This window comes from Exiguobacterium sp. MH3, assembly GCF_000496635.1.
In the GTDB taxonomy this organism is placed as follows: Bacteria; Bacillota; Bacilli; order Exiguobacteriales; family Exiguobacteriaceae; genus Exiguobacterium_A; species Exiguobacterium_A indicum.
On the sequence record NC_022794.1, the window covers coordinates 60243 to 78919 of the forward strand.

The 18677-nt window shown below is 48.2% G+C and carries 22 protein-coding genes and 2 other annotated features; all 22 genes read left to right on the plus strand.

Annotated features, from left to right (window positions below):
• Position 1: 1 nt before the first annotated feature.
• The 22 genes from U719_RS00335 to U719_RS00440 all read left to right on the plus strand — a co-directional run bounded on the left by U719_RS00335 (position 2) and on the right by U719_RS00440 (position 18663).
• Complete coding sequence (locus U719_RS00335) at positions 2-430, plus strand: hypothetical protein (RefSeq protein WP_023466580.1); 429 nt, start codon at positions 2-4, stop codon at positions 428-430.
• Positions 423-1496 carry an ATP--guanido phosphotransferase gene (locus U719_RS00340; RefSeq protein WP_023466586.1) on the plus strand — a complete coding sequence of 358 codons (1074 nt, stop codon included), beginning with the start codon at positions 423-425 and terminating at the stop codon, positions 1494-1496. Before U719_RS00335 ends, U719_RS00340 begins: the two co-directional genes overlap by 8 nt.
• Entirely contained in the window at positions 1496-3943 is a 2448-nt protein-coding gene (gene clpC / locus U719_RS00345) for an ATP-dependent protease ATP-binding subunit ClpC (protein WP_023466588.1), read from the plus strand. The genes U719_RS00340 and clpC overlap by 1 nt, the downstream gene beginning before the upstream one ends.
• 76 nt (positions 3944-4019) lie before the next feature.
• A complete protein-coding gene (gene radA / locus U719_RS00350) occupies positions 4020-5396 on the plus strand; it encodes a DNA repair protein RadA (RefSeq protein WP_029343076.1) in 1377 nt (458 codons plus the stop codon).
• A gap of 127 nt (positions 5397-5523) precedes the next feature.
• A complete protein-coding gene (locus U719_RS00355; protein ID WP_023466590.1) occupies positions 5524-6609 on the plus strand; it encodes a PIN/TRAM domain-containing protein in 1086 nt (361 codons plus the stop codon).
• 132 nt (positions 6610-6741) lie between these two features.
• A complete protein-coding gene (ispD, locus tag U719_RS00360) occupies positions 6742-7425 on the plus strand; it encodes a 2-C-methyl-D-erythritol 4-phosphate cytidylyltransferase (RefSeq protein WP_023466592.1) in 684 nt (227 codons plus the stop codon).
• A gap of 2 nt (positions 7426-7427) precedes the next feature.
• Positions 7428-7910, plus strand: a complete 483-nt coding sequence (ispF, locus tag U719_RS00365; protein ID WP_029343079.1) for a 2-C-methyl-D-erythritol 2,4-cyclodiphosphate synthase — start codon at positions 7428-7430, stop codon at positions 7908-7910.
• A 43-nt stretch (positions 7911-7953) separates the two neighbouring features.
• Positions 7954-9402, plus strand: a complete 1449-nt coding sequence (gene gltX, locus U719_RS00370) for a glutamate--tRNA ligase (protein ID WP_023466595.1) — start codon at positions 7954-7956, stop codon at positions 9400-9402.
• Positions 9402-9620: a binding site (T-box leader), on the plus strand. (Overlaps the previous gene by 1 nt.)
• A 9-nt stretch (positions 9621-9629) precedes the next feature.
• On the plus strand, positions 9630-10349 hold the full coding sequence (epsC, locus tag U719_RS00375; protein ID WP_255343794.1) for a serine O-acetyltransferase EpsC: 720 nt from the start codon (positions 9630-9632) through the stop codon (positions 10347-10349).
• A complete protein-coding gene (gene cysS, locus U719_RS00380) occupies positions 10303-11700 on the plus strand; it encodes a cysteine--tRNA ligase (protein WP_023466599.1) in 1398 nt (465 codons plus the stop codon). Before epsC ends, cysS begins: the two co-directional genes overlap by 47 nt.
• The gene (locus tag U719_RS00385) at positions 11697-12101 is read left to right on the plus strand and encodes a Mini-ribonuclease 3 (protein WP_023466600.1); all 405 of its coding nucleotides are present in this window, start codon (positions 11697-11699) and stop codon (positions 12099-12101) included. Before cysS ends, U719_RS00385 begins: the two co-directional genes overlap by 4 nt.
• 85 nt (positions 12102-12186) lie before the next feature.
• Entirely contained in the window at positions 12187-12951 is a 765-nt protein-coding gene (rlmB, locus tag U719_RS00390; RefSeq protein ID WP_035399377.1) for a 23S rRNA (guanosine(2251)-2'-O)-methyltransferase RlmB, read from the plus strand.
• Entirely contained in the window at positions 12948-13478 is a 531-nt protein-coding gene (locus U719_RS00395) for an NYN domain-containing protein (protein WP_035399363.1), read from the plus strand. Before rlmB ends, U719_RS00395 begins: the two co-directional genes overlap by 4 nt.
• Before the next feature lie 187 nt (positions 13479-13665).
• The gene (gene sigH / locus U719_RS00400; RefSeq protein WP_023469884.1) at positions 13666-14307 is read left to right on the plus strand and encodes an RNA polymerase sporulation sigma factor SigH; all 642 of its coding nucleotides are present in this window, start codon (positions 13666-13668) and stop codon (positions 14305-14307) included.
• Between the two features lie 156 nt (positions 14308-14463).
• Positions 14464-14610, plus strand: a complete 147-nt coding sequence (rpmG, locus tag U719_RS00405) for a 50S ribosomal protein L33 (RefSeq protein WP_023466603.1) — start codon at positions 14464-14466, stop codon at positions 14608-14610.
• Between the two features lie 44 nt (positions 14611-14654).
• Entirely contained in the window at positions 14655-14825 is a 171-nt protein-coding gene (gene secE / locus U719_RS00410) for a preprotein translocase subunit SecE (protein WP_023466605.1), read from the plus strand.
• Between the two features lie 19 nt (positions 14826-14844).
• Positions 14845-15396: a transcription termination/antitermination protein NusG gene (nusG, locus tag U719_RS00415; RefSeq protein WP_023466607.1), complete on the plus strand. Its 552-nt coding sequence runs from the start codon at positions 14845-14847 to the stop codon at positions 15394-15396.
• Positions 15397-15545: 149 nt separating this feature from the next.
• Positions 15546-15971 carry a 50S ribosomal protein L11 gene (rplK, locus tag U719_RS00420; RefSeq protein WP_023466609.1) on the plus strand — a complete coding sequence of 142 codons (426 nt, stop codon included), beginning with the start codon at positions 15546-15548 and terminating at the stop codon, positions 15969-15971.
• 117 nt (positions 15972-16088) lie between these two features.
• Positions 16089-16775: a 50S ribosomal protein L1 gene (gene rplA / locus U719_RS00425; protein ID WP_023466610.1), complete on the plus strand. Its 687-nt coding sequence runs from the start codon at positions 16089-16091 to the stop codon at positions 16773-16775.
• A gap of 55 nt (positions 16776-16830) precedes the next feature.
• Positions 16831-16982: a sequence feature (ribosomal protein L10 leader region), on the plus strand.
• A 50-nt stretch (positions 16983-17032) separates the two neighbouring features.
• Complete coding sequence (gene rplJ / locus U719_RS00430; RefSeq protein WP_023466611.1) at positions 17033-17539, plus strand: 50S ribosomal protein L10; 507 nt, start codon at positions 17033-17035, stop codon at positions 17537-17539.
• A gap of 76 nt (positions 17540-17615) precedes the next feature.
• Positions 17616-17984 carry a 50S ribosomal protein L7/L12 gene (gene rplL / locus U719_RS00435; RefSeq protein ID WP_023466613.1) on the plus strand — a complete coding sequence of 123 codons (369 nt, stop codon included), beginning with the start codon at positions 17616-17618 and terminating at the stop codon, positions 17982-17984.
• 82 nt (positions 17985-18066) lie between these two features.
• Positions 18067-18663 (plus strand): class I SAM-dependent methyltransferase, encoded by a 597-nt coding sequence (locus U719_RS00440; protein ID WP_023466614.1) that lies wholly within the window; start codon positions 18067-18069, stop codon positions 18661-18663.
• The last annotated feature ends 14 nt before the right edge of the window (positions 18664-18677 follow it).

The following is an 18677-nucleotide window of genomic DNA, read 5'->3' on the forward strand; positions in this document are numbered from 1 at the left end:
GATGCGTTGTCAACGATGTGGCGAACGAGAAGCAATCGTCCGTGTCAAACTTCCACAAGAATCGGAAACCGATGAAAAATTCTTATGCTCGGTTTGTGTGCGGGAGTTAGCACGTGAATATCAAGGGACGGCGTGTCCGTCTTGCGGTATGACCCGTCAACAATTGCTTCATCTTCGTAAAGTCGGTTGCCCGACTTGTTATTCATTTTTTAAAGACGAAGTCGACGGTATGGTTCGTCAGTTCCAACACGGTCATACGCAACATTATGGCTCACGACCTGATGAGGAATCCGTTGAAAAACGATTGAACCAGCAGCTCAGTCGACTCAAAGAACAGCTCAACCGCAAAATCTTAGCAGAAGATTATGAAGAAGCAGAAGTCATAAAACAACAGATTGAGAGTGTCGAGGAGGATTTGCGTCATGTTTGAAGAGTTGCTCCAACACCCTTTAAGCGAATCGATGAATCAATCTTCTCCTTTTGACGACATCGTCGTTTCGACACGGATCCGATTGGCGCGTAATACGACACGTTACCCGTTCTCAACGATGTTGTCAGAAGCACAAGCCAATGCACTCATTGAAGAGACAGAACGCCAACTAAACGGGATGAAAGGGTTCCGGTTTGGTCGCGTCGATCAAGCAGATGTCCTGACGCGAACCGCTTTAGTAGAAAAGCATCTAATCAGTCCAGCGTTAGCGAGTCATCCGCGGACAGGACTCTTCATTAGTGAGGATGAGCAGATCAGTGTCATGGTAAACGAAGAGGATCATTTCCGAATCCAGACGTTATTACCGGGACTTCAACTTGAAGAAGCGTTTCGGATCGCAAAACAAGTCGATCGCTTGATCAGTGAACGATTTAAAATTGCTTTTGATGACACGCTCGGTTATTTAACGACGTGTCCGAGTAACGTCGGAACAGGTCTTCGTGCTTCCGTGATGTTGCACTTACCGGGACTGGTCCTGACGAATCAGATTCAAGGCTATATCAAACACTTACGACAGCTCGGATTCGCGATTCGTGGGCGTTACGGCGAGGGAAGCGATGCCTCTGGTCGCATGTTCCAACTTTCGAACCAACGGACGCTTGGGGCAAGTGAGGATATGCTGATCACGGACTATCAATTTGCCGTCGAAGCATTAATTGAAGCAGAACAGGCAGCACGAAAAGGATTATTGGAGATGTATCAAGAAGAACTAGAGGACAGACTATATCGTTCCTACGGTATCCTGACATCAGCTCGACTGATTACAGCGCGGGAAGCAACGGAACGACTATCGGATGTTCGCTTAGCAGACAGTCTGGGACTAGAGGTCAATCTTCCTCCAAATCTTTTTCATCAACTGCTCGTTTCATTACAAACAGGTTTTCTACAAAAGCATTTCGGGAAACAATTAACATCTAGAGAACGGGACATCGAACGGGCGAAACGAATCCGGACGATGTTAACCGAACAGACAAACAGGGATCACACACAAGGAGGTTTTGCATAATGATGTTTGGACGATTCACAGAACGTGCACAACGTGTATTGGCACTTGCTCAAGAAGAGGCAGTACGGTTGGGGCACCACAATATCGGAACAGAACACATTTTACTCGGACTTGTACGTGAAGGAGACGGAATCGCTGCGAAAGCCTTAACAGCACTCGGTCTCAGTTCAGATAAAATTCAGATGGAAGTCGAAGCATTAATCGGTCGCGGACAAGATGGTGCAACGACGATTCACTATACACCACGTGCGAAAAAAGTCATCGAGTTATCAATGGATGAGGCACGTAAACTAGGTCACTCTTACGTTGGAACAGAACACCTCTTGCTCGGATTGATTAGAGAAGGAGAGGGCGTTGCTGCTCGTGTCTTGAATAACTTGGGTATCAGTCTTTCAAAAGCCCGTCAGCAAGTACTCCAGTTGCTCGGGAACAGCGAAACGACAGCAAACGCGTCGCAAGCAGGTTCAGGTGTCGCAACACCAACACTTGATGGTCTTGCTCGTGATTTGACACAACAAGCGCGCGAAACACGTCTTGATCCAGTTATCGGTCGTGCGAAAGAAATTCAACGTGTCATCGAAGTCTTGAGCCGCCGGACGAAAAATAACCCGGTCTTGATCGGGGAACCAGGGGTCGGTAAAACGGCTGTCGTCGAAGGTCTCGCTCAACAAATCATCAACAATGAAGTACCGGAGACGTTACGCAATAAACGTGTTATGGTACTCGACATGGGGACACTTGTCGCTGGTACGAAATACCGTGGTGAATTCGAAGATCGTTTGAAAAAGGTCATGGATGAGATTCGTCAAGCGGGGAACATCATTCTCTTCATTGATGAGTTGCATACATTGATCGGAGCGGGTGGAGCAGAAGGTGCGATCGATGCATCGAACATCCTTAAACCATCGCTCGCACGAGGCGAACTCCAGTGTATCGGAGCAACGACTCTTGATGAGTACCGGAAATACATCGAAAAAGATGCGGCACTCGAACGTCGTTTCCAACCGATCCAAGTCGCAGAGCCAACAACGGATGAAGCAACACAAATCCTATTTGGTCTTCGCGATCGTTATGAAGCACACCACCGTGTGACGATCACAGACGAAGCGATTCAAGAAGCCGTCACCTTGTCGGATCGATACATTTCGGATCGTTTCCTTCCGGATAAAGCGATCGATTTGATTGATGAAGCAGCATCGAAAGTTCGGTTGCGTTCATACACAGCACCACCGAACTTAAAAGAAGTCGAAGCAAAACTCGAAGGCATCCGCAAGGACAAGGACGAAGCGGTCCAAAGCCAAGAGTTCGAAAAAGCAGCAAGCCTCCGCGATACGGAACAAAAATTACGCGATGAGCTTGAGCGTTTGAAAGAGGAATGGCAGAATAAACAAGGCAACGAAAAACTTGAAGTCACAAAAGATGACATCGCACAAGTCGTTGCCAACTGGACAGGTGTACCGGTCACGAAGATCGCGGAAGAAGAGACGGATCGTCTCCTTCGCCTCGAAGAAATCCTTCACGATCGTGTCATCGGACAAAATGAAGCCGTTAAATCAATTTCAAAAGCCATCCGTCGGGCACGTGCTGGACTGAAAGATCCAAAACGTCCGATTGGTTCGTTCATCTTCCTCGGTCCTACTGGGGTTGGTAAAACAGAACTCGCCCGTGCGGTTGCCGAAGCGATGTTCGGAGATGAGGATGCGATCATCCGGATCGACATGTCAGAGTACATGGAGAAACATGCAACGAGCCGTCTCGTCGGTTCACCTCCAGGATATGTCGGTTACGAAGAAGGCGGTCAATTAACGGAAAAAGTTCGCCGGAAACCATACTCAGTCATCTTACTTGATGAAATCGAGAAGGCGCACCCGGAAGTCTTCAACATTCTCTTGCAAGTACTTGATGATGGACGCTTAACAGACTCGAAAGGTCGGACGGTTGATTTCCGTAACACGATCATCGTCATGACATCGAACGTCGGTGCAAGTGCCCTTAAACGTAATAAATATGTCGGATTCGCTGTTTCTGAAGATACGGATCGCGAATACAAAGACATGAAAGATAAAGTCATGGAAGAACTCAAACGGGCGTTCCGTCCAGAGTTCTTGAACCGAATTGATGAAACGATCGTCTTCCACTCACTCGAGAAACAACACATCGAAGAGATTGTGAAGTTGATGGCGAAAACCCTTGAAAAACGTTTGGCTGAACAGGAAATTCATTTCGAATTGACACCAGCTGCCCTCTCGAAGATTGCCGATATCGGATACGATCCAGAGTACGGTGCACGTCCAATCCGTCGTGCCCTTCAACGGGAAGCGGAAGACCGGTTGTCAGAAGCATTGCTCGCAGGCGATATCCAAAAAGGAGAACGTGTTGCGCTTGATGTCGAAGAGAACGAATTCATCGTTCGCCGGAATCACGTGAGTTCTGCCGCAACGGAATAAGCACTGAGCACAGGGCCAGCTTTCGCACTTTCTGAGCGAAGCTGGTTCTTTTTTTGAAACAGAAAGGATGAATCGATTGGCTAAGTTAAAAACAAAATTCGTTTGTCAAAGCTGTGGGACCGAATCACCGAAATGGATGGGACGTTGTTCTGGATGCGGAGAATGGAACACGATGGTCGAAGAAGTCGTCGAAGAGAAAAAAGGGCGGCGCGGTGCCGCTTTCGTTCATACGACAACAAAACAATTGAAGCCAGAGCGCCTCGCGAACATCGTCTCGCAAGAAGAGAGTCGCGTCTTTACCGGAAGTGGTGAATTCGACCGTGTCCTCGGAGGCGGTATCGTTCCAGGTTCGATGGTGCTTGTTGGAGGAGATCCGGGGATCGGGAAGTCGACGATCTTACTGCAGACGAGCGCACGTCTTGCACAACGTGGCGAAAAAGTGCTCTACATCTCAGGAGAAGAATCGCTCAAACAAACGAAATTACGCGCGGAACGGCTTGGCTTACCGACACAGGATTTGTTCGTCCTGAGTGAGACGGATATGAACATGATTGAACGTGTCGTCGATGAAGAACAGCCACGTTTTTTAATCATCGACTCGATTCAAACCGTCTACATCGATGAAATCCAGTCTGCACCCGGGAGCGTGACACAGGTACGTGAATGTACGGCGATGCTGATGAAAATTGCGAAGAGTCGCGGTATTGCGATCTTCATCGTCGGTCACGTCACGAAACAGGGTTCGATTGCTGGACCACGTTTACTGGAGCACATGGTGGATGCTGTCTTGTATTTCGAAGGCGAACGTCACCATACGTTCCGGATTCTGCGTGCCGTCAAAAACCGATTTGGTTCAACGAATGAGATCGGAATTTTTGAGATGCGGGAGTCTGGTCTTGAAGAGGTCTTGAATCCGTCAGAAATTTTCCTCGAAGAGCGGACATCCGGTGTATCCGGTTCGACGATTGTCGCTTCCATGGAAGGGACACGGACCGTCCTTGTCGAACTGCAAGCACTGATTTCACCGACATCATTCGGGAATCCAAGACGGATGGCGACCGGAATCGATCAAAATAAGGTGGCCTTATTGATGGCTGTTCTTGAGAAACGGTCGGGTCTTCTCCTTCAGACACAAGATGCGTACCTCAAGGCAGCCGGGGGTGTGAAGCTGGATGAACCAGCGATTGACTTGGCGGTTTGTGTGGCAATTGCTTCTAGTTTCCGTGACAAACCGACGCGTCCGACGGATGTCGTGATTGGTGAGGTCGGATTGACAGGTGAGGTTCGCCGTGTATCGCGGATTGAACAACGCGTAGCAGAAGCAGCTAAACTCGGTTTCACGCGGGCGATCATTCCGAAAAACAACTTAGGTGGTTGGACGTATCCAGACGGAATTACGGTCGTCGGTGTCGAGAGTGTGGACGAAGCATTACGTGAAACGATTCCGTTTTAAGCTGGAATGACGCAAAAAATGGGGGAACTGTAATGGATATGTAAACAGTTTCCCCTCCTTCCGGCGTAGGTAGTTCAAATCAGTACATGTTACAATGAACTTAAAATAAGCAAAGGAGGTGAGAAGATTGAAAATCGTCATTCGGGTATTTTTTGCATTACTCGGACTTGCCCTCGGGATTTTGTTGCTTCCTCAGTTCTTCCAATTAATTGAAACGGCAACGAATACGACATTCCCTGCATGGTTGATGAGCGAATACGTAACTGGAACGATTGGTGCACTCATATTCTTATTAATTGGATTATTCATTACGGATTCGGTAATTCGACTTCTCCGATTTTTAGAAGAACGACTCGTCAAAGCCCCAGTAGCAGATCTCTTTTTTGGAACATTTGGTTTGTTGATTGGGTTGGTACTTGCCTTCCTCGTCAGTACATTGATTGATTTGGTAGGTATTCCTGTCCTCAGTAACGTCTTAACGATCTTCGTGACCGCGTTATTCGGATATCTTGGCTTTACGGTCGGGTATCGTAAACGTCATGAATTGACGAAAATCTTCTTACGTAGTAACCAAAGTGAGAAAAAGGCGACGCCAGAAGTCGTCGTCCCAGTTAAATCAAACAGCAAGGTACTCGATACGAGCGTCATCATCGACGGACGAATTACGGATATCACGAAGACCGGTTTCGTCGAAGGAAAACTGATTGTCCCGCAATTCGTCATCGGTGAGTTGCAGTACATCGCCGATTCTTCCGATACGTTGAAACGAAACCGTGGACGTCGTGGACTCGATGTCTTAAAAGAGTTACAAGAGATTCCTGGAGTCGAAGTCGAAATTTATGATGGCGATTTCGAGGATGTACCGGAAGTCGATATTAAACTGATCAAACTCGCGGAACTCGTCAAAGGGATCGTCGTCACGAACGACTATAACTTGAATAAAGTCTGTGAAGTCCGACATGTTCCTGTTCTTAACATCAATGACCTGGCGAATGCCGTCAAACAAGTCGTCATTCCAGGAGAAGAGATGACCGTTCTTGTCATCAAGGAAGGAAAAGAACAAAAACAGGGCATTGCCTATCTCGAAGATGGGACGATGGTCGTCGTCGAAGGCGGAAAACATCTGATTTCGAAAACGATTGGCGTTGTCGTCACAAGTGTCTTGCAGACATCAGCTGGACGAATGATTTTTGCGAAACCACAAGAAAAATGAGACACTATGCCTAGAGAGACATCGAGAGGCATTCGGATAGACCCCGTAACGGATTCGATTTCATGATCGAGTCCGTTTTCGGTGTGATGGAATGGATCACGATGATCAGTGAGAGAGAAAAGAGGGAATGGGATGTCTACAGCCACATATCGCGTCGTCATCCCCGCTGCCGGTGCCGGTAAGCGGATGGGCGCAGATCGTAATAAATTGATGCTTGAACTAAGAGACCGTCCAATCATCGCTTGGACACTGGATGTCTTCGAGGCAGATCCGGCATGTACGGAAATTGTCCTTGCGATCAATCCACTAGAACAAGAATGGTTTACAAGTATTATCGCGTCTTATAAGACATCGATTAGACTTGTCGCGGGTGGTGCCGAACGTCAGGAAAGTGTTCTCCGTGGTCTTGAGGCGTTAGAAGGCGAAGGGATCGTTCTGATCCATGATGGTGCCCGACCGTTCATTTCACAAGCAGCGATTCATGCGGTCGTCCAAGCGGCAGTCCTAGACAAAGCGGCGATTCTTGCCGTGCCGATTAAAGACACGGTCAAACGGATTGAAGCGAACCACATCAGCGAGACCGTCCCGCGGGAACACCTGATGGCAGCCCAGACACCACAAGCGTTTGATCTTGCGACGATTCGTACGGTTCACGAAAAAGCGGCAACGAAATACCTAGGAACCGATGATGCAAGTTTGATAGAATGGGACGGAGGAAAAGTAACGATCGTCCACGGTCACTACGAAAATATCAAGATGACGACACCGGACGATCTGTGGTTCGGTGAAGCGATTCTAATGAAACGAGGGAAATGACGATGATTCGAATTGGACAAGGTTTTGATGTACATGCCTTTGCAGAGGATCGGAAATTGATTTTAGGCGGCATCGAGATTCCGCACACGAAAGGATTGCTCGGTCACTCGGATGCAGACGTCTTGTTACATACGATTGCCGACGCGGCACTTGGTGCAATCGCAGCAGGAGATATCGGAAAACATTTTCCGGATACGGATCCGGAATTCAAGGATGCCGATTCAGCAAAATTGCTGCAGCATGTCTACGCGCTCGTTAAACAACAAGGTTATGAGCTTGGCAACCTAGATGCGACAGTCATCGCACAGGCACCAAAGCTCCGTCCGTACATCGACACGATGCGTGCGCGGATCGCGGAATTGCTCGAAGCGGACATTGAACAGATCAATGTCAAGGCAACGACGACGGAATGGTTAGGTTTTACGGGACGAGAAGAGGGAATCGCTTGTCAAGCAGTGATTCTACTGAAACGAATCGAAGAATAAGGTATACTAGATAAGCGAATTTTAGTCGAAGGAGTGATTGGCAATGGCAGAAGTACGAGTACGTTATGCCCCAAGTCCAACAGGACACTTGCATATCGGGAATGCCCGGACTGCATTATTTAACTATCTGTTTGCGCGCCACTTAGGCGGTAAGATGGTATTACGAATCGAGGATACGGACCAAAAGCGGAACATCGCAGGCGGTGTCGAGAGTCAAATGAAGAACCTCGAGTGGCTCGGTGTCGATTGGGACGAAGGTCCAGGTCGCGGTGGTGAGTACGGTCCTTATTCACAAATGGAGCGTCTCGATATCTACCAAAAGTACACGGACGAGTTACTTGAAAAAGGACTTGCTTACCGTTGCTACATGACATCGGAAGAGCTCGAAGCAGAACGCGAAGCACAAATCGCACGCGGAGAAGCACCACGTTATTCAGGAGCGCACCGTAACCTGACAGCAGAACAAGAAGAAGCGTTCCGCGCAGAAGGTCGCACGCCGTCGATTCGGATTCGTGTACCGGAAGATGTCACGTATACATGGAATGATATCGTTAAAGACGACGTCTCATTCGAATCAAAAGACTTCGGTGACTGGGTCATCGTCAAAAAAGATGGCATTCCGACGTACAACTTTGCCGTCGTCATCGACGATCATTTAATGGCGATCAGCCATGTTCTTCGTGGGGATGATCATATTTCGAACACACCGAAACAGATGATGATCTATGATGCGTTCGGTTGGGAATACCCGACGTTCGGTCACATGACATTGATCGTCAACGAATCACACAAGAAACTTTCGAAGCGTGATCACTCGATCATTCAGTATATCGAGCAGTATAAAGAGCTCGGTTATCTCCCGGAAGCATTGCTCAACTTCATCACGCTTCTCGGTTGGTCACCAGTCGGTGAACAAGAAATCTTCACGAAAGAAGAGTTCATCGAAATCTTTGACGCGGATCGTCTGTCGAAGAGTCCAGCTGTCTTTGATCAAAACAAATTAGCTTGGATCAACAGCCAGTACATGAAACATCAATCGTTCGAAGAAGTATTCGAAGCCAGTCTTCCGTTCTTACAAGAAGCAGGTCGCGTCGAAGCGTCACCTTCAGAAGAAGAGCTCGCTTGGGCACGTGATCTCGTTGCGTTATACCGCGAACAGATGACGCATGGCGCGGAAATCGTCAAGCTTTCAGAGATGTTCTTTGAGGACGAAGTGGTGTATGATGAAGAGGCAAACACTGTCTTGAGTGGCGAGACGGTTCCGACTGTACTTGCAGAATTCGCGAACCAGTTACGCGCTCTCGAAGAGTGGACACCAGAAGCAATTAAAGCATCGATCAAAGCGACGCAAAAAGCGACTGGTCAAAAAGGAAAGAATTTATTCATGCCAATTCGTGTCGCGACGACAGGACAGACGCATGGTCCAGAACTCCCGAACACGATTCAATTACTAGGAAAAGACCGTGTGCTTGCACGGCTTGAAGCAGAATAACGAAAGCGTAGACGAGGAAAGTAACGATGCGTCTTCTTCTCCAGAGACAAGCTCGAATGGTGCGAGGGCTTGAAGAAGCGAATCATGAAATGCCCCTCTGAGTGCTGCCCGAAATCCGTGAGAGTAGGCGCAGACGTATCTCCGGCGTTAACGGACGTCGAGAGGGACGAGTCAATCGTCCAAACAGAGTGGGACCGCGCTTCGTTAGCGTCTCTGTGCAGCAATGCATAGAGGCGCTTTTTCTTATGGAGAGGAGAACGTATATGACACGGATACGAGAAGATATCCGCAATGTGTTTGAGCAAGATCCAGCTGCCCGCAGCACGTTAGAAGTCATTTTGACATACCCGGGCTTACATGCGATTTGGATGCATCGCCTGGCCCATCGACTCTGGAACGCAAAGTTTCGCTTACTCGGTCGATTAATTTCGCAGTTCAGTCGCTTTTTGACAGGCATCGAGATTCATCCAGGAGCGACGATTGGACGCCGATTCTTTATTGACCACGGGATGGGTGTCGTCATTGGTGAGACGACGATCATTGGGGATGACGTCACGTTGTTTCAAGGCGTGACACTCGGCGGAACGGGGAAAGAAACAGGAAAGCGTCATCCGACGATTGAAGACGGCGTACTTGTCTCTGCCGGTGCCCGTGTCCTTGGTGATATCACGATTGGGGCATACTCAAAAATCGGTGCTAGTTCCGTCGTCTTAAAACACGTTCCTCCCAATGCGACTGTCGTCGGCATTCCGGGACGTGTCGTCATTCAAGACGGCATGAAGGTCGAAGCACCACTTGATCATCGTTTCCCGGATCCGGTCAGCGAATGCCAAGAGCGGATTGAAATGGAACTAGAAGTATTAAAACAAGAAATTGAACGGATTAAAGGAGGGCGACGTCATGATTCAACTGTACAACAGCATGACCGGAAAAAAGGAACCATTTAAACCATTAGAAGAAGGAAAGGTCAAGATGTATGTCTGTGGCCCGACGGTTTACAACTACATTCATATCGGGAACGCGCGTCCAGCCATCGTTTTCGATACGGTCCGTCGCTACTTCACATACCGCGGATACGAAGTTAAATATGTCTCGAACTTCACGGACGTCGATGATAAGATCATCCGGACAGCGAACGAACTCGGAGAAGACTATCATGCGTTGACGAAACGTTTCATCGAGGCATATCACGCGGATACGGGCGCCTTGAATGTCCAAAAAGCGGATATCCATCCACTCGTCACGGAAACGATGGACGATATCATCGCCTTCATCGAAGTCCTCGTCGAAAAAGGCAATGCCTACGCATCAAGCGGGGATGTCTACTTCCGGACGCGTAGTTTCAAGGATTATGGTCAATTGAGCCAACAGTCGATCGATGAATTGCGCGCAGGCGCACGAATCGAAGTCGGAGAGAAAAAAGAAGATCCGCTTGATTTCGTGCTCTGGAAAGCAGCAAAACCAGGAGAGCCGGCATGGACAAGTCCATGGGGCGAAGGGCGACCAGGCTGGCACATCGAGTGCTCGGCGATGGCGAAGAAATATCTCGGGGAGACGATCGACATTCATGCTGGTGGACAAGACTTGAAATTCCCGCATCATGAGAATGAGATCGCCCAGTCTGAAGCATGCAACTCACAGAAATTCGCGAACTACTGGATGCATAACGGGTTCTTGAACATCGAAAACGAGAAGATGTCGAAGTCGCTCGGTAACTTCTTGACGGTCCATGAAGCGATCCAAGCGGTTGATCCGATGGTGTTACGTTTCTTCATGTTATCGGTTCAGTATCGTCACCCGATCAACTACAGTCGTGAACTGATCGATCAAGCAGCGAATGGTCTCGCACGGATTCGGGAATCGGTCGCAAACATCGAACACCGCCTTGACATGACGGCTGATCTCGGAACAGGTGACGAGAAGTGGTTGAATCGTCTAGCGGCGATCAAGGAACATTTCATCACATCGATGGATGATGATTTTAATACAGCGAACGCTGTGACGGATTTATTCGATCTCTCGAAAGAAGCCAACTTGTACCTCGGAGAAGCACATGTGTCGAAACAGGTGCTCGAACAGTTCCTCGCACTCTTCTCGGAATTATCAGGCGTCCTCGGTGTCACGTTGACAGTCGACAAAGGCTTACTTGATGAAGAAGTCGAACAGTTGATCGAAGAGCGGAACGCAGCCCGTCAAAATCGTGACTTCGCACGAGCGGACGCAATCCGCGATCAGCTGCGTAATCAAGGCATCTTGCTGGAAGACACAGCGCAAGGGATGCGGTGGAAGCGCGGATGAAGAACTATAAACAACTGAATGCACTCGCGTTAGCGTACATGGGCGATGTCGTCTATGAGATTCGTGTGCGGGAGCGATTGCTCGAACAAGGTTATGTGAAGCCGGGCGAGTTGCATAAAGCAGCTGTCCGGTATGTTCGGGCACAAGCACAAGCGACGGTCGTGACGCACTGGTTGAACACGGATGCGCTGACGGAAGAAGAAGCAGCGGTCGTTCGGCGCGGAAAGAACGCGAAATCCGGTTCTGTCCCGAAGAGCACGGACGTCCATACGTATCGCTACGCGACAGCATTTGAAGCATTGCTCGGTTATATTTATCTTTCAGAAGGAGGGGATCGCCTTGAAGAACTCATCGGACAAGCGTTCGAACTACTCGAAGCCGAAAAAACAGACGAATCCTAAGGCTACCGGTGCGAAGCCGAAAACGAAGGCACAGCGCCCAGCACAAGAGAAACGAAAAGCCGCTCCAGTCAAGGAACAGCCCGTCGTGATCGAACCACTCGAAGAAGGACAAGATTTCTTGTCAGGTCGTAATCCGGTCCTAGAGGCATTGCGGAGTGGACGAGAGATGAACAAGCTGTTCTTGCAGGAAGGACAACAAAAAGGACCGCTTGCCGTCATCCATGCGATGGCGCAGGAAGCGGGCATTCAAATCCAGCTCGTCCCGCGTTCGCGGTTAACCGGTTTAGCTGGAACGGAAAATCACCAAGGTGTCGTCGCAGCGGTTGCTGCGTATGAGTACGCCGAGATGGAAGACATCTTCGAGCTTGCACGTCAAAAGGATGAAACACCACTCTTGATCATGCTTGATGAGCTCGAAGATCCACATAACCTCGGATCAATCTTGCGGACAGCAGATGCTGTCGGAGCACACGGAATCATCATTCCGAAGCGTCGCTCAGTCGGGTTGACGCAAGTCGTTGCGAAAGCATCAACAGGCGCGATTGAACATATCCCGGTCGTTCGCGTGACGAACCTCGCTCGGACGATGGAGGATTTAAAGAAACAAGGCATCTGGTTCGTCGGAACGGATGCACGTGAAAGTGACGACTACCGGACACTCGATGGGACGATGCCGCTCGGAATCGTCATTGGCAGTGAAGGAAAAGGAATGAGCCGGCTCGTCCGTGAGAAATGTGACTTCCTCGTCCACCTCCCGATGGCAGGACATGTCACGTCGCTCAACGCATCGGTGGCGGCTTCGCTATTATTATATGAAGTCTACCGGACTAGAAAGCCGTATGCGCGATGAAATATGATCGTCTCATCGTAGATGGCTACAATATCATTGGCGCATGGCCAGAATTTAGGACGTTGCGGGAGCAAGACTTTGAATTAGCACGGGAACGATTGATTCATGCGATGGCGGAGTACCAAGCCGTCACAGGGATCAGCGTTACGATCGTCTTTGATGCCTATCTGCAACCGGGCCGTGAGTCTCGGATGCAAAAAAGTGGAATCGAGATCGTCTATACACGGGAGAACGAAACGGCAGATGAATGGATTGAAAAGACAGCTGCTGATTGGTTACAGGATATTCGGGTCAAGCTAACAGTAGCGACGAATGATTACACGGAGCAGTGGGTCATCTTCACGCTTGGCGCACTCCGTATATCAGCGCAGGAACTCCGGCGTGAATGGAAAGCGGCAGTTGCCGTCATCAAACAACAGACGACGTCCGCGAAGACAGCGGCTCAACCGCGCTCGAAGATTGATTTACCGGAAGACGTCCTCGCACGTCTCGAAGCGATTCGTCGCCGAAAGAATTCAGATACATGATATGAACCATTCGCATGAGCGATCCACCGTTCTCCTTTATTCGGAAGAACGGTGGTTTTTTATAGAAAAGATACATTTTGGATACAACAAAAGAGGTCATGCCAATTTTCATTGTCGTGCGACAGGTAATTATTGTATAATTAAAAACAATTGAACTATTCGTCAATGATGCTTGGAGGGATACAGGATGAGTTTGGTTTCGTTCGACCAGTTTGAGTGCATGACCGATGAAGCGCTTGTAGAACAAGCGAAAGAGTTCGATAACAGCGATGCGCTCGAATTTTTGATCGAGCGGTATCGAAATTTCGTACGCGCCAAAGCCCGTTCTTATTTTTTGATTGGGGCAGACCGAGAAGATATCATTCAAGAAGGAATGATTGGTCTCTATAAAGCGGTACGAGATTACCGAACGGATAAGCTCGCCTCGTTTAAAGGATTTGCCGAATTATGCATCACGCGACAGATGATCACTGCGATTAAGACAGCAACACGTCAGAAACATATCCCATTAAACTCGTACATCTCGCTCGATAAACCGATCTATGACGATGAATCAGAGCGGACGTTACTGGATATCATCACGTCGACAGCACCTTCTGATCCACAAATCTTGATCGTCAACCGGGAAGAATACGCAGACATCGAATCAAAGATGGAGGAGATTCTGAGTGATCTCGAACGAAAAGTCCTCGCGCTCTATCTTGACGGACGGACGTATCAGGAAATCTCCGACGACCTTGATCGTCATGTCAAATCGATCGATAATGCCTTGCAACGCGTCAAGCGGAAGCTTGAACGTTACCTCGAAGCACGAAAGATGACGGTCTAACAGAGAGGTAGATTGACCGTAATCCCTTCCTATGCTACTGTATAACTAGCGCCTTACTAGCGAGACGCCGCTCATAGGCGTTTTTTTTTACGCTCTTTTTTGGGAAGGAAAGTAACACAACAGAAGAGAAGAGTGGCAAAGAAGGAGGGCTTTGAGATGGCGAAGAAAGTAGGCCTTGCTTGTGATAATTGCGGTGCCCGCGACTATACGACGATGAAAAAAGAGGACGTCACTGTCCGCTTGGAATTGAAGAAATTCTGCCGTCGTTGTAACGCGCATACGATTCATAAAGAAGCGAAATAAGGCTTCATCTGTCCCGATTTATTACATCCTGGAGGGAAAGTACGATGAAATTTTTGCGTGACGTATGGAATGAATTGAAAAAGACGAGCTGGCCAAAACGGAAAGAGCTGACGAAATACACATTGACGGTCATCGGTATGGTGATCTTCATGGGTGTCTTCATCTTCGGCGTCGATTCAGGGCTTAGCGCATTGATGAGCTGGTTGATTAAGTAAAAAGAAGAGGTGGCCTACCATGGAGAAACAATGGTTTGTCGTCCAAACGTATTCCGGATTCGAAAACAACGTCAAGGCGAACCTTGAACGTCGGATTGAATCCATGAACATGGACGAAAAAATCTTCCGTGTACTCGTTCCGATTGAAACAGTACAAGAAGAAGTAACGAACAAAAAGGGAGAAACGAAAATCAAGGAACGTGAAGTCAAGATCTTCCCGGGGTATGTCCTCGTCGAGATGGTCATGACGGATGATTCTTGGTATGTCGTCCGGAATACTCCGAACGTCACGGGCTTCCTCGGATCAGTCGGCGGCGGTTCAAAACCGACACCACTCCTTCCGGAAGAAGCGGAAAACATCCTTGGATCAATGGGTCTCGTCGATCTGAAGAGCCGTTACGACTTCTCACTCGGACAAATCGTCCGAATCAAAGAAGGAGCTTTTGAAAATCTCGAAGGTACGATCGAGGAGCTTGATACAGATGCTGAGAAAATGAAAGTCTCTGTTGATATGTTCGGTCGCGAAACGAAGGTCGAGCTTGATTTCGCACAGGTCGATAAAATCGATTAAGTTTCCTATTGCGAATGTTTTGTTTTAATGATACAATTTTTCGTGTTTGATGTTGTGCTTATTTCGATAAATAACTCGTCGAATAGAATGAGTGGGAGGACGCGCAACGTCCAATTAAACCACATTAAAGAATTAAGGAGGTGTGTCTCGTGGCGAAGAAGGTTATGAAACTCGTAAAACTTCAAATTCCTGCGGGCAAAGCAAACCCAGCTCCACCAGTTGGACCGGCACTCGGTCAAGCAGGTGTGAACATCATGGGCTTCTGTAAAGAGTTCAACGCTCGTACACAAGACCAAGCCGGCTTGATTATCCCTGTAGTCATCACGGTTTTTGAAGATCGTTCATTCACATTCATCACTAAAACTCCTCCAGCAGCAGTTCTCTTGAAGAAAGCAGCTGGAATCGAGAGTGGTTCAGGTGAACCGAACCGTAAGAAAGTAGCGACTGTCAAACGTGACAAAGTTCGTGAAATCGCTGAAACAAAAATGCCAGACCTTAACGCATCATCTGTTGAAACAGCAATGTTGATGGTTGAAGGTACTGCACGTTCTATGGGTATCGTAATCGAAGACTAATGTCTTTTTGATTACCATGAACAACGATGAGGGTCGCAGGCGGATAGTTTCTTGAAGCCTGCTACCCTTTCATTATGTGGGAGGATTTTCCGCACAACCACAAAGGAGGAACCTAAAATGGGTAAGAAGTACAAAGAAGCTGCTAAGCTTATCGATCGTACGGTTTCATACGAACTCGCAGAAGCTGTAGATTTGACTAAAAAATCTGCAACTGCGAAATTCGATGAGACTATCGAATTGGCTGTTCGTCTCGGAGTAGATCCGAAGAAAGCAGACCAACAAATCCGTGGAGCAGTCGTATTGCCACACGGTACTGGTAAAACACAAAAAGTTCTCGTCTTCGCGAAAGGTGAGAAATTAAAAGAAGCGGAAGCTGCTGGAGCAGATTACGCTGGTGATGCTGAGTACATCAACAAAATCCAACAAGGATGGTTCGACTTCGACGTTATCGTCGCGACACCAGACATGATGGGTGAAGTTGGTAAACTTGGTCGCGTTCTCGGACCAAAAGGCCTCATGCCAAACCCGAAAACAGGTACAGTTACATTTGACGTCACAAAAGCAATCAATGATATCAAAGCTGGTAAAGTTGAGTACCGTGTCGACAAATCAGGTAACATCCACGTTCCTGTCGGTAAAAAATCATTCGATAACGAGAAACTCGTTGAGAACATCAACACAGTTATCGAAACTCTCGTAAAAGTTAAGCCTGCTACTGCTAAAGGTGTATACCTTAAGAACATCGCGATCGCTTCTACAATGGGTCCTGGTGTAAAAGTATCTTCAGCTGACTTCGCGAAATAATTTCGTCTAAAACGAACTTGACAACGTTCTAAGAACGCTGTTACAGTATAAAACGTTGATATATTTCGACATACCGTAGACAGAAGGTGCTCACATGGGCATAAATCCTTCCGAGGTGTTCTTGCTCAGAGAGCCTGTTTGTTCAGGTATCCTTTTTGACGATTACGCCTCCTCTGCTCTGCAGACGGAGGCTTTTTATTTGAAATCGAGCAGCCCCTCGCACCGGTACATTTCATCTACCAGGAGGTGCAACAGAAATGGCAAACGAAAAAGTTATCGCTGTCAAAGCGGATCTCGTATCTGAGATCGCTGAGAAACTCCAAGCGAGCGCAGGAACAGTTGTCGTCGACTACCGTGGTCTCACAGTAGAAGAAGTCACTGAACTTCGTAAACAACTCCGCGAAGCGGGCGTTGAATTCAAAGTTTACAAAAACGGTCTCCTCCGCCGCGCGGCAGTTCAAAGCAACCTCGAAGGTCTTGATGAAGTCTTCACAGGTCCTAGTGCGATCGCCTTCAGCAATGAAGACGTTATCGCGCCAGCTAAGATCTTGAACGACTTCGCTAAAACGCACAAGGCTCTCGAACTTAAAGGTGGTATCATCGAAGGCAAAGTCACTTCAGTAGAAGATGTCAAAGCCCTTGCGGAACTTCCATCACGCGAAGGTCTCCTTTCGATGCTCCTCAGCGTGCTTCAAGCGCCAATCCGTGGACTCGCGGTGGCAACGAACGCAATCGCAGAGCAAAAAGAAGAACAATCTGCTTAATTTCTGCTTAGCGGGATAGGCAACCAACACAATTTTCACACCCCAACGTGGGCTAAATCAAAGGAGGAAAACCATAATGGCTTTCAACAAAGAGCAATTTATCGAAGACCTCAAGGGCATGACTGTTCTTGAACTTAACGAACTCGTAAAAACAATCGAAGAAGAATTCGGCGTATCAGCAGCAGCTCCAGTAGCAGTTGCAGGTGCTGGCGCAGGCGCAGCAGCTGAAGAGCAAACTGAATTCGACGTTATCCTTACTAACGCTGGATCTGGTAAAATCAACGTCATCAAAGCAGTTCGCGAATTGACTGGTCTCGGTCTTAAAGAAGCGAAAGCTCTCGTAGACGGAACTCCAGCACCAGTTAAAGAAGGCGTTTCGAAAGAAGACGCTGAAGCAATGAAAGCTAAGCTTGAAGAAGCTGGCGCTACTGTAGAAGTTAAGTAATTTTCTTCTTCCGTAGAAACAAAAGAAGCTCGCATTGCGAGCTTCTTTTGTTTTCATCTTTTACATGAGAGGGGAAGGAAACATGGCGGATCATTATTATACGAATGACCCTTCATCGAAACGAGATCCGAAGACGTGGGAATATGTTCTGCGTGGTCAGACGCTCCGCTTTACATCGGACCATGGTGTCTTTTCGAAGAACGGAATCGATTTTGGTTCCCGTCTGTTGATCGAGGCATTCACGGAACCGGCTGTAGCGGGAGACATCTTGGATGTCGGTTGCGGATACGGACCGATGGGCATCGCACTTTCGAAGTCGACGGGTCGTCCGGCACACTTGATCGATGTCAATGAACGGGCGCTCGAACTAGCGGCAGACAATGCGCGCGCGAACGGTGTTTCCGTGACGACCGGTGTGAGTGACGGGTATGATGGGGTAGGCGAATCGACATTCGCAGCGATCGTGACGAATCCACCGATTCGGGCAGGAAAAACGGTCGTTCATCGTATTCTCCGGGAAGCATATGATCACCTTGTCGTCGGCGGCGAGCTTTGGGTCGTCATTCAAAAGAAACAAGGTGGACCATCAGCGAAGAAATTGATGGAAGACGTATTCGGTATGTGTGAGACAGTTACCCGCGATAAAGGGTACTCAATATTTAAATCAATTCGGTCTTGACAAATCGAAGGATT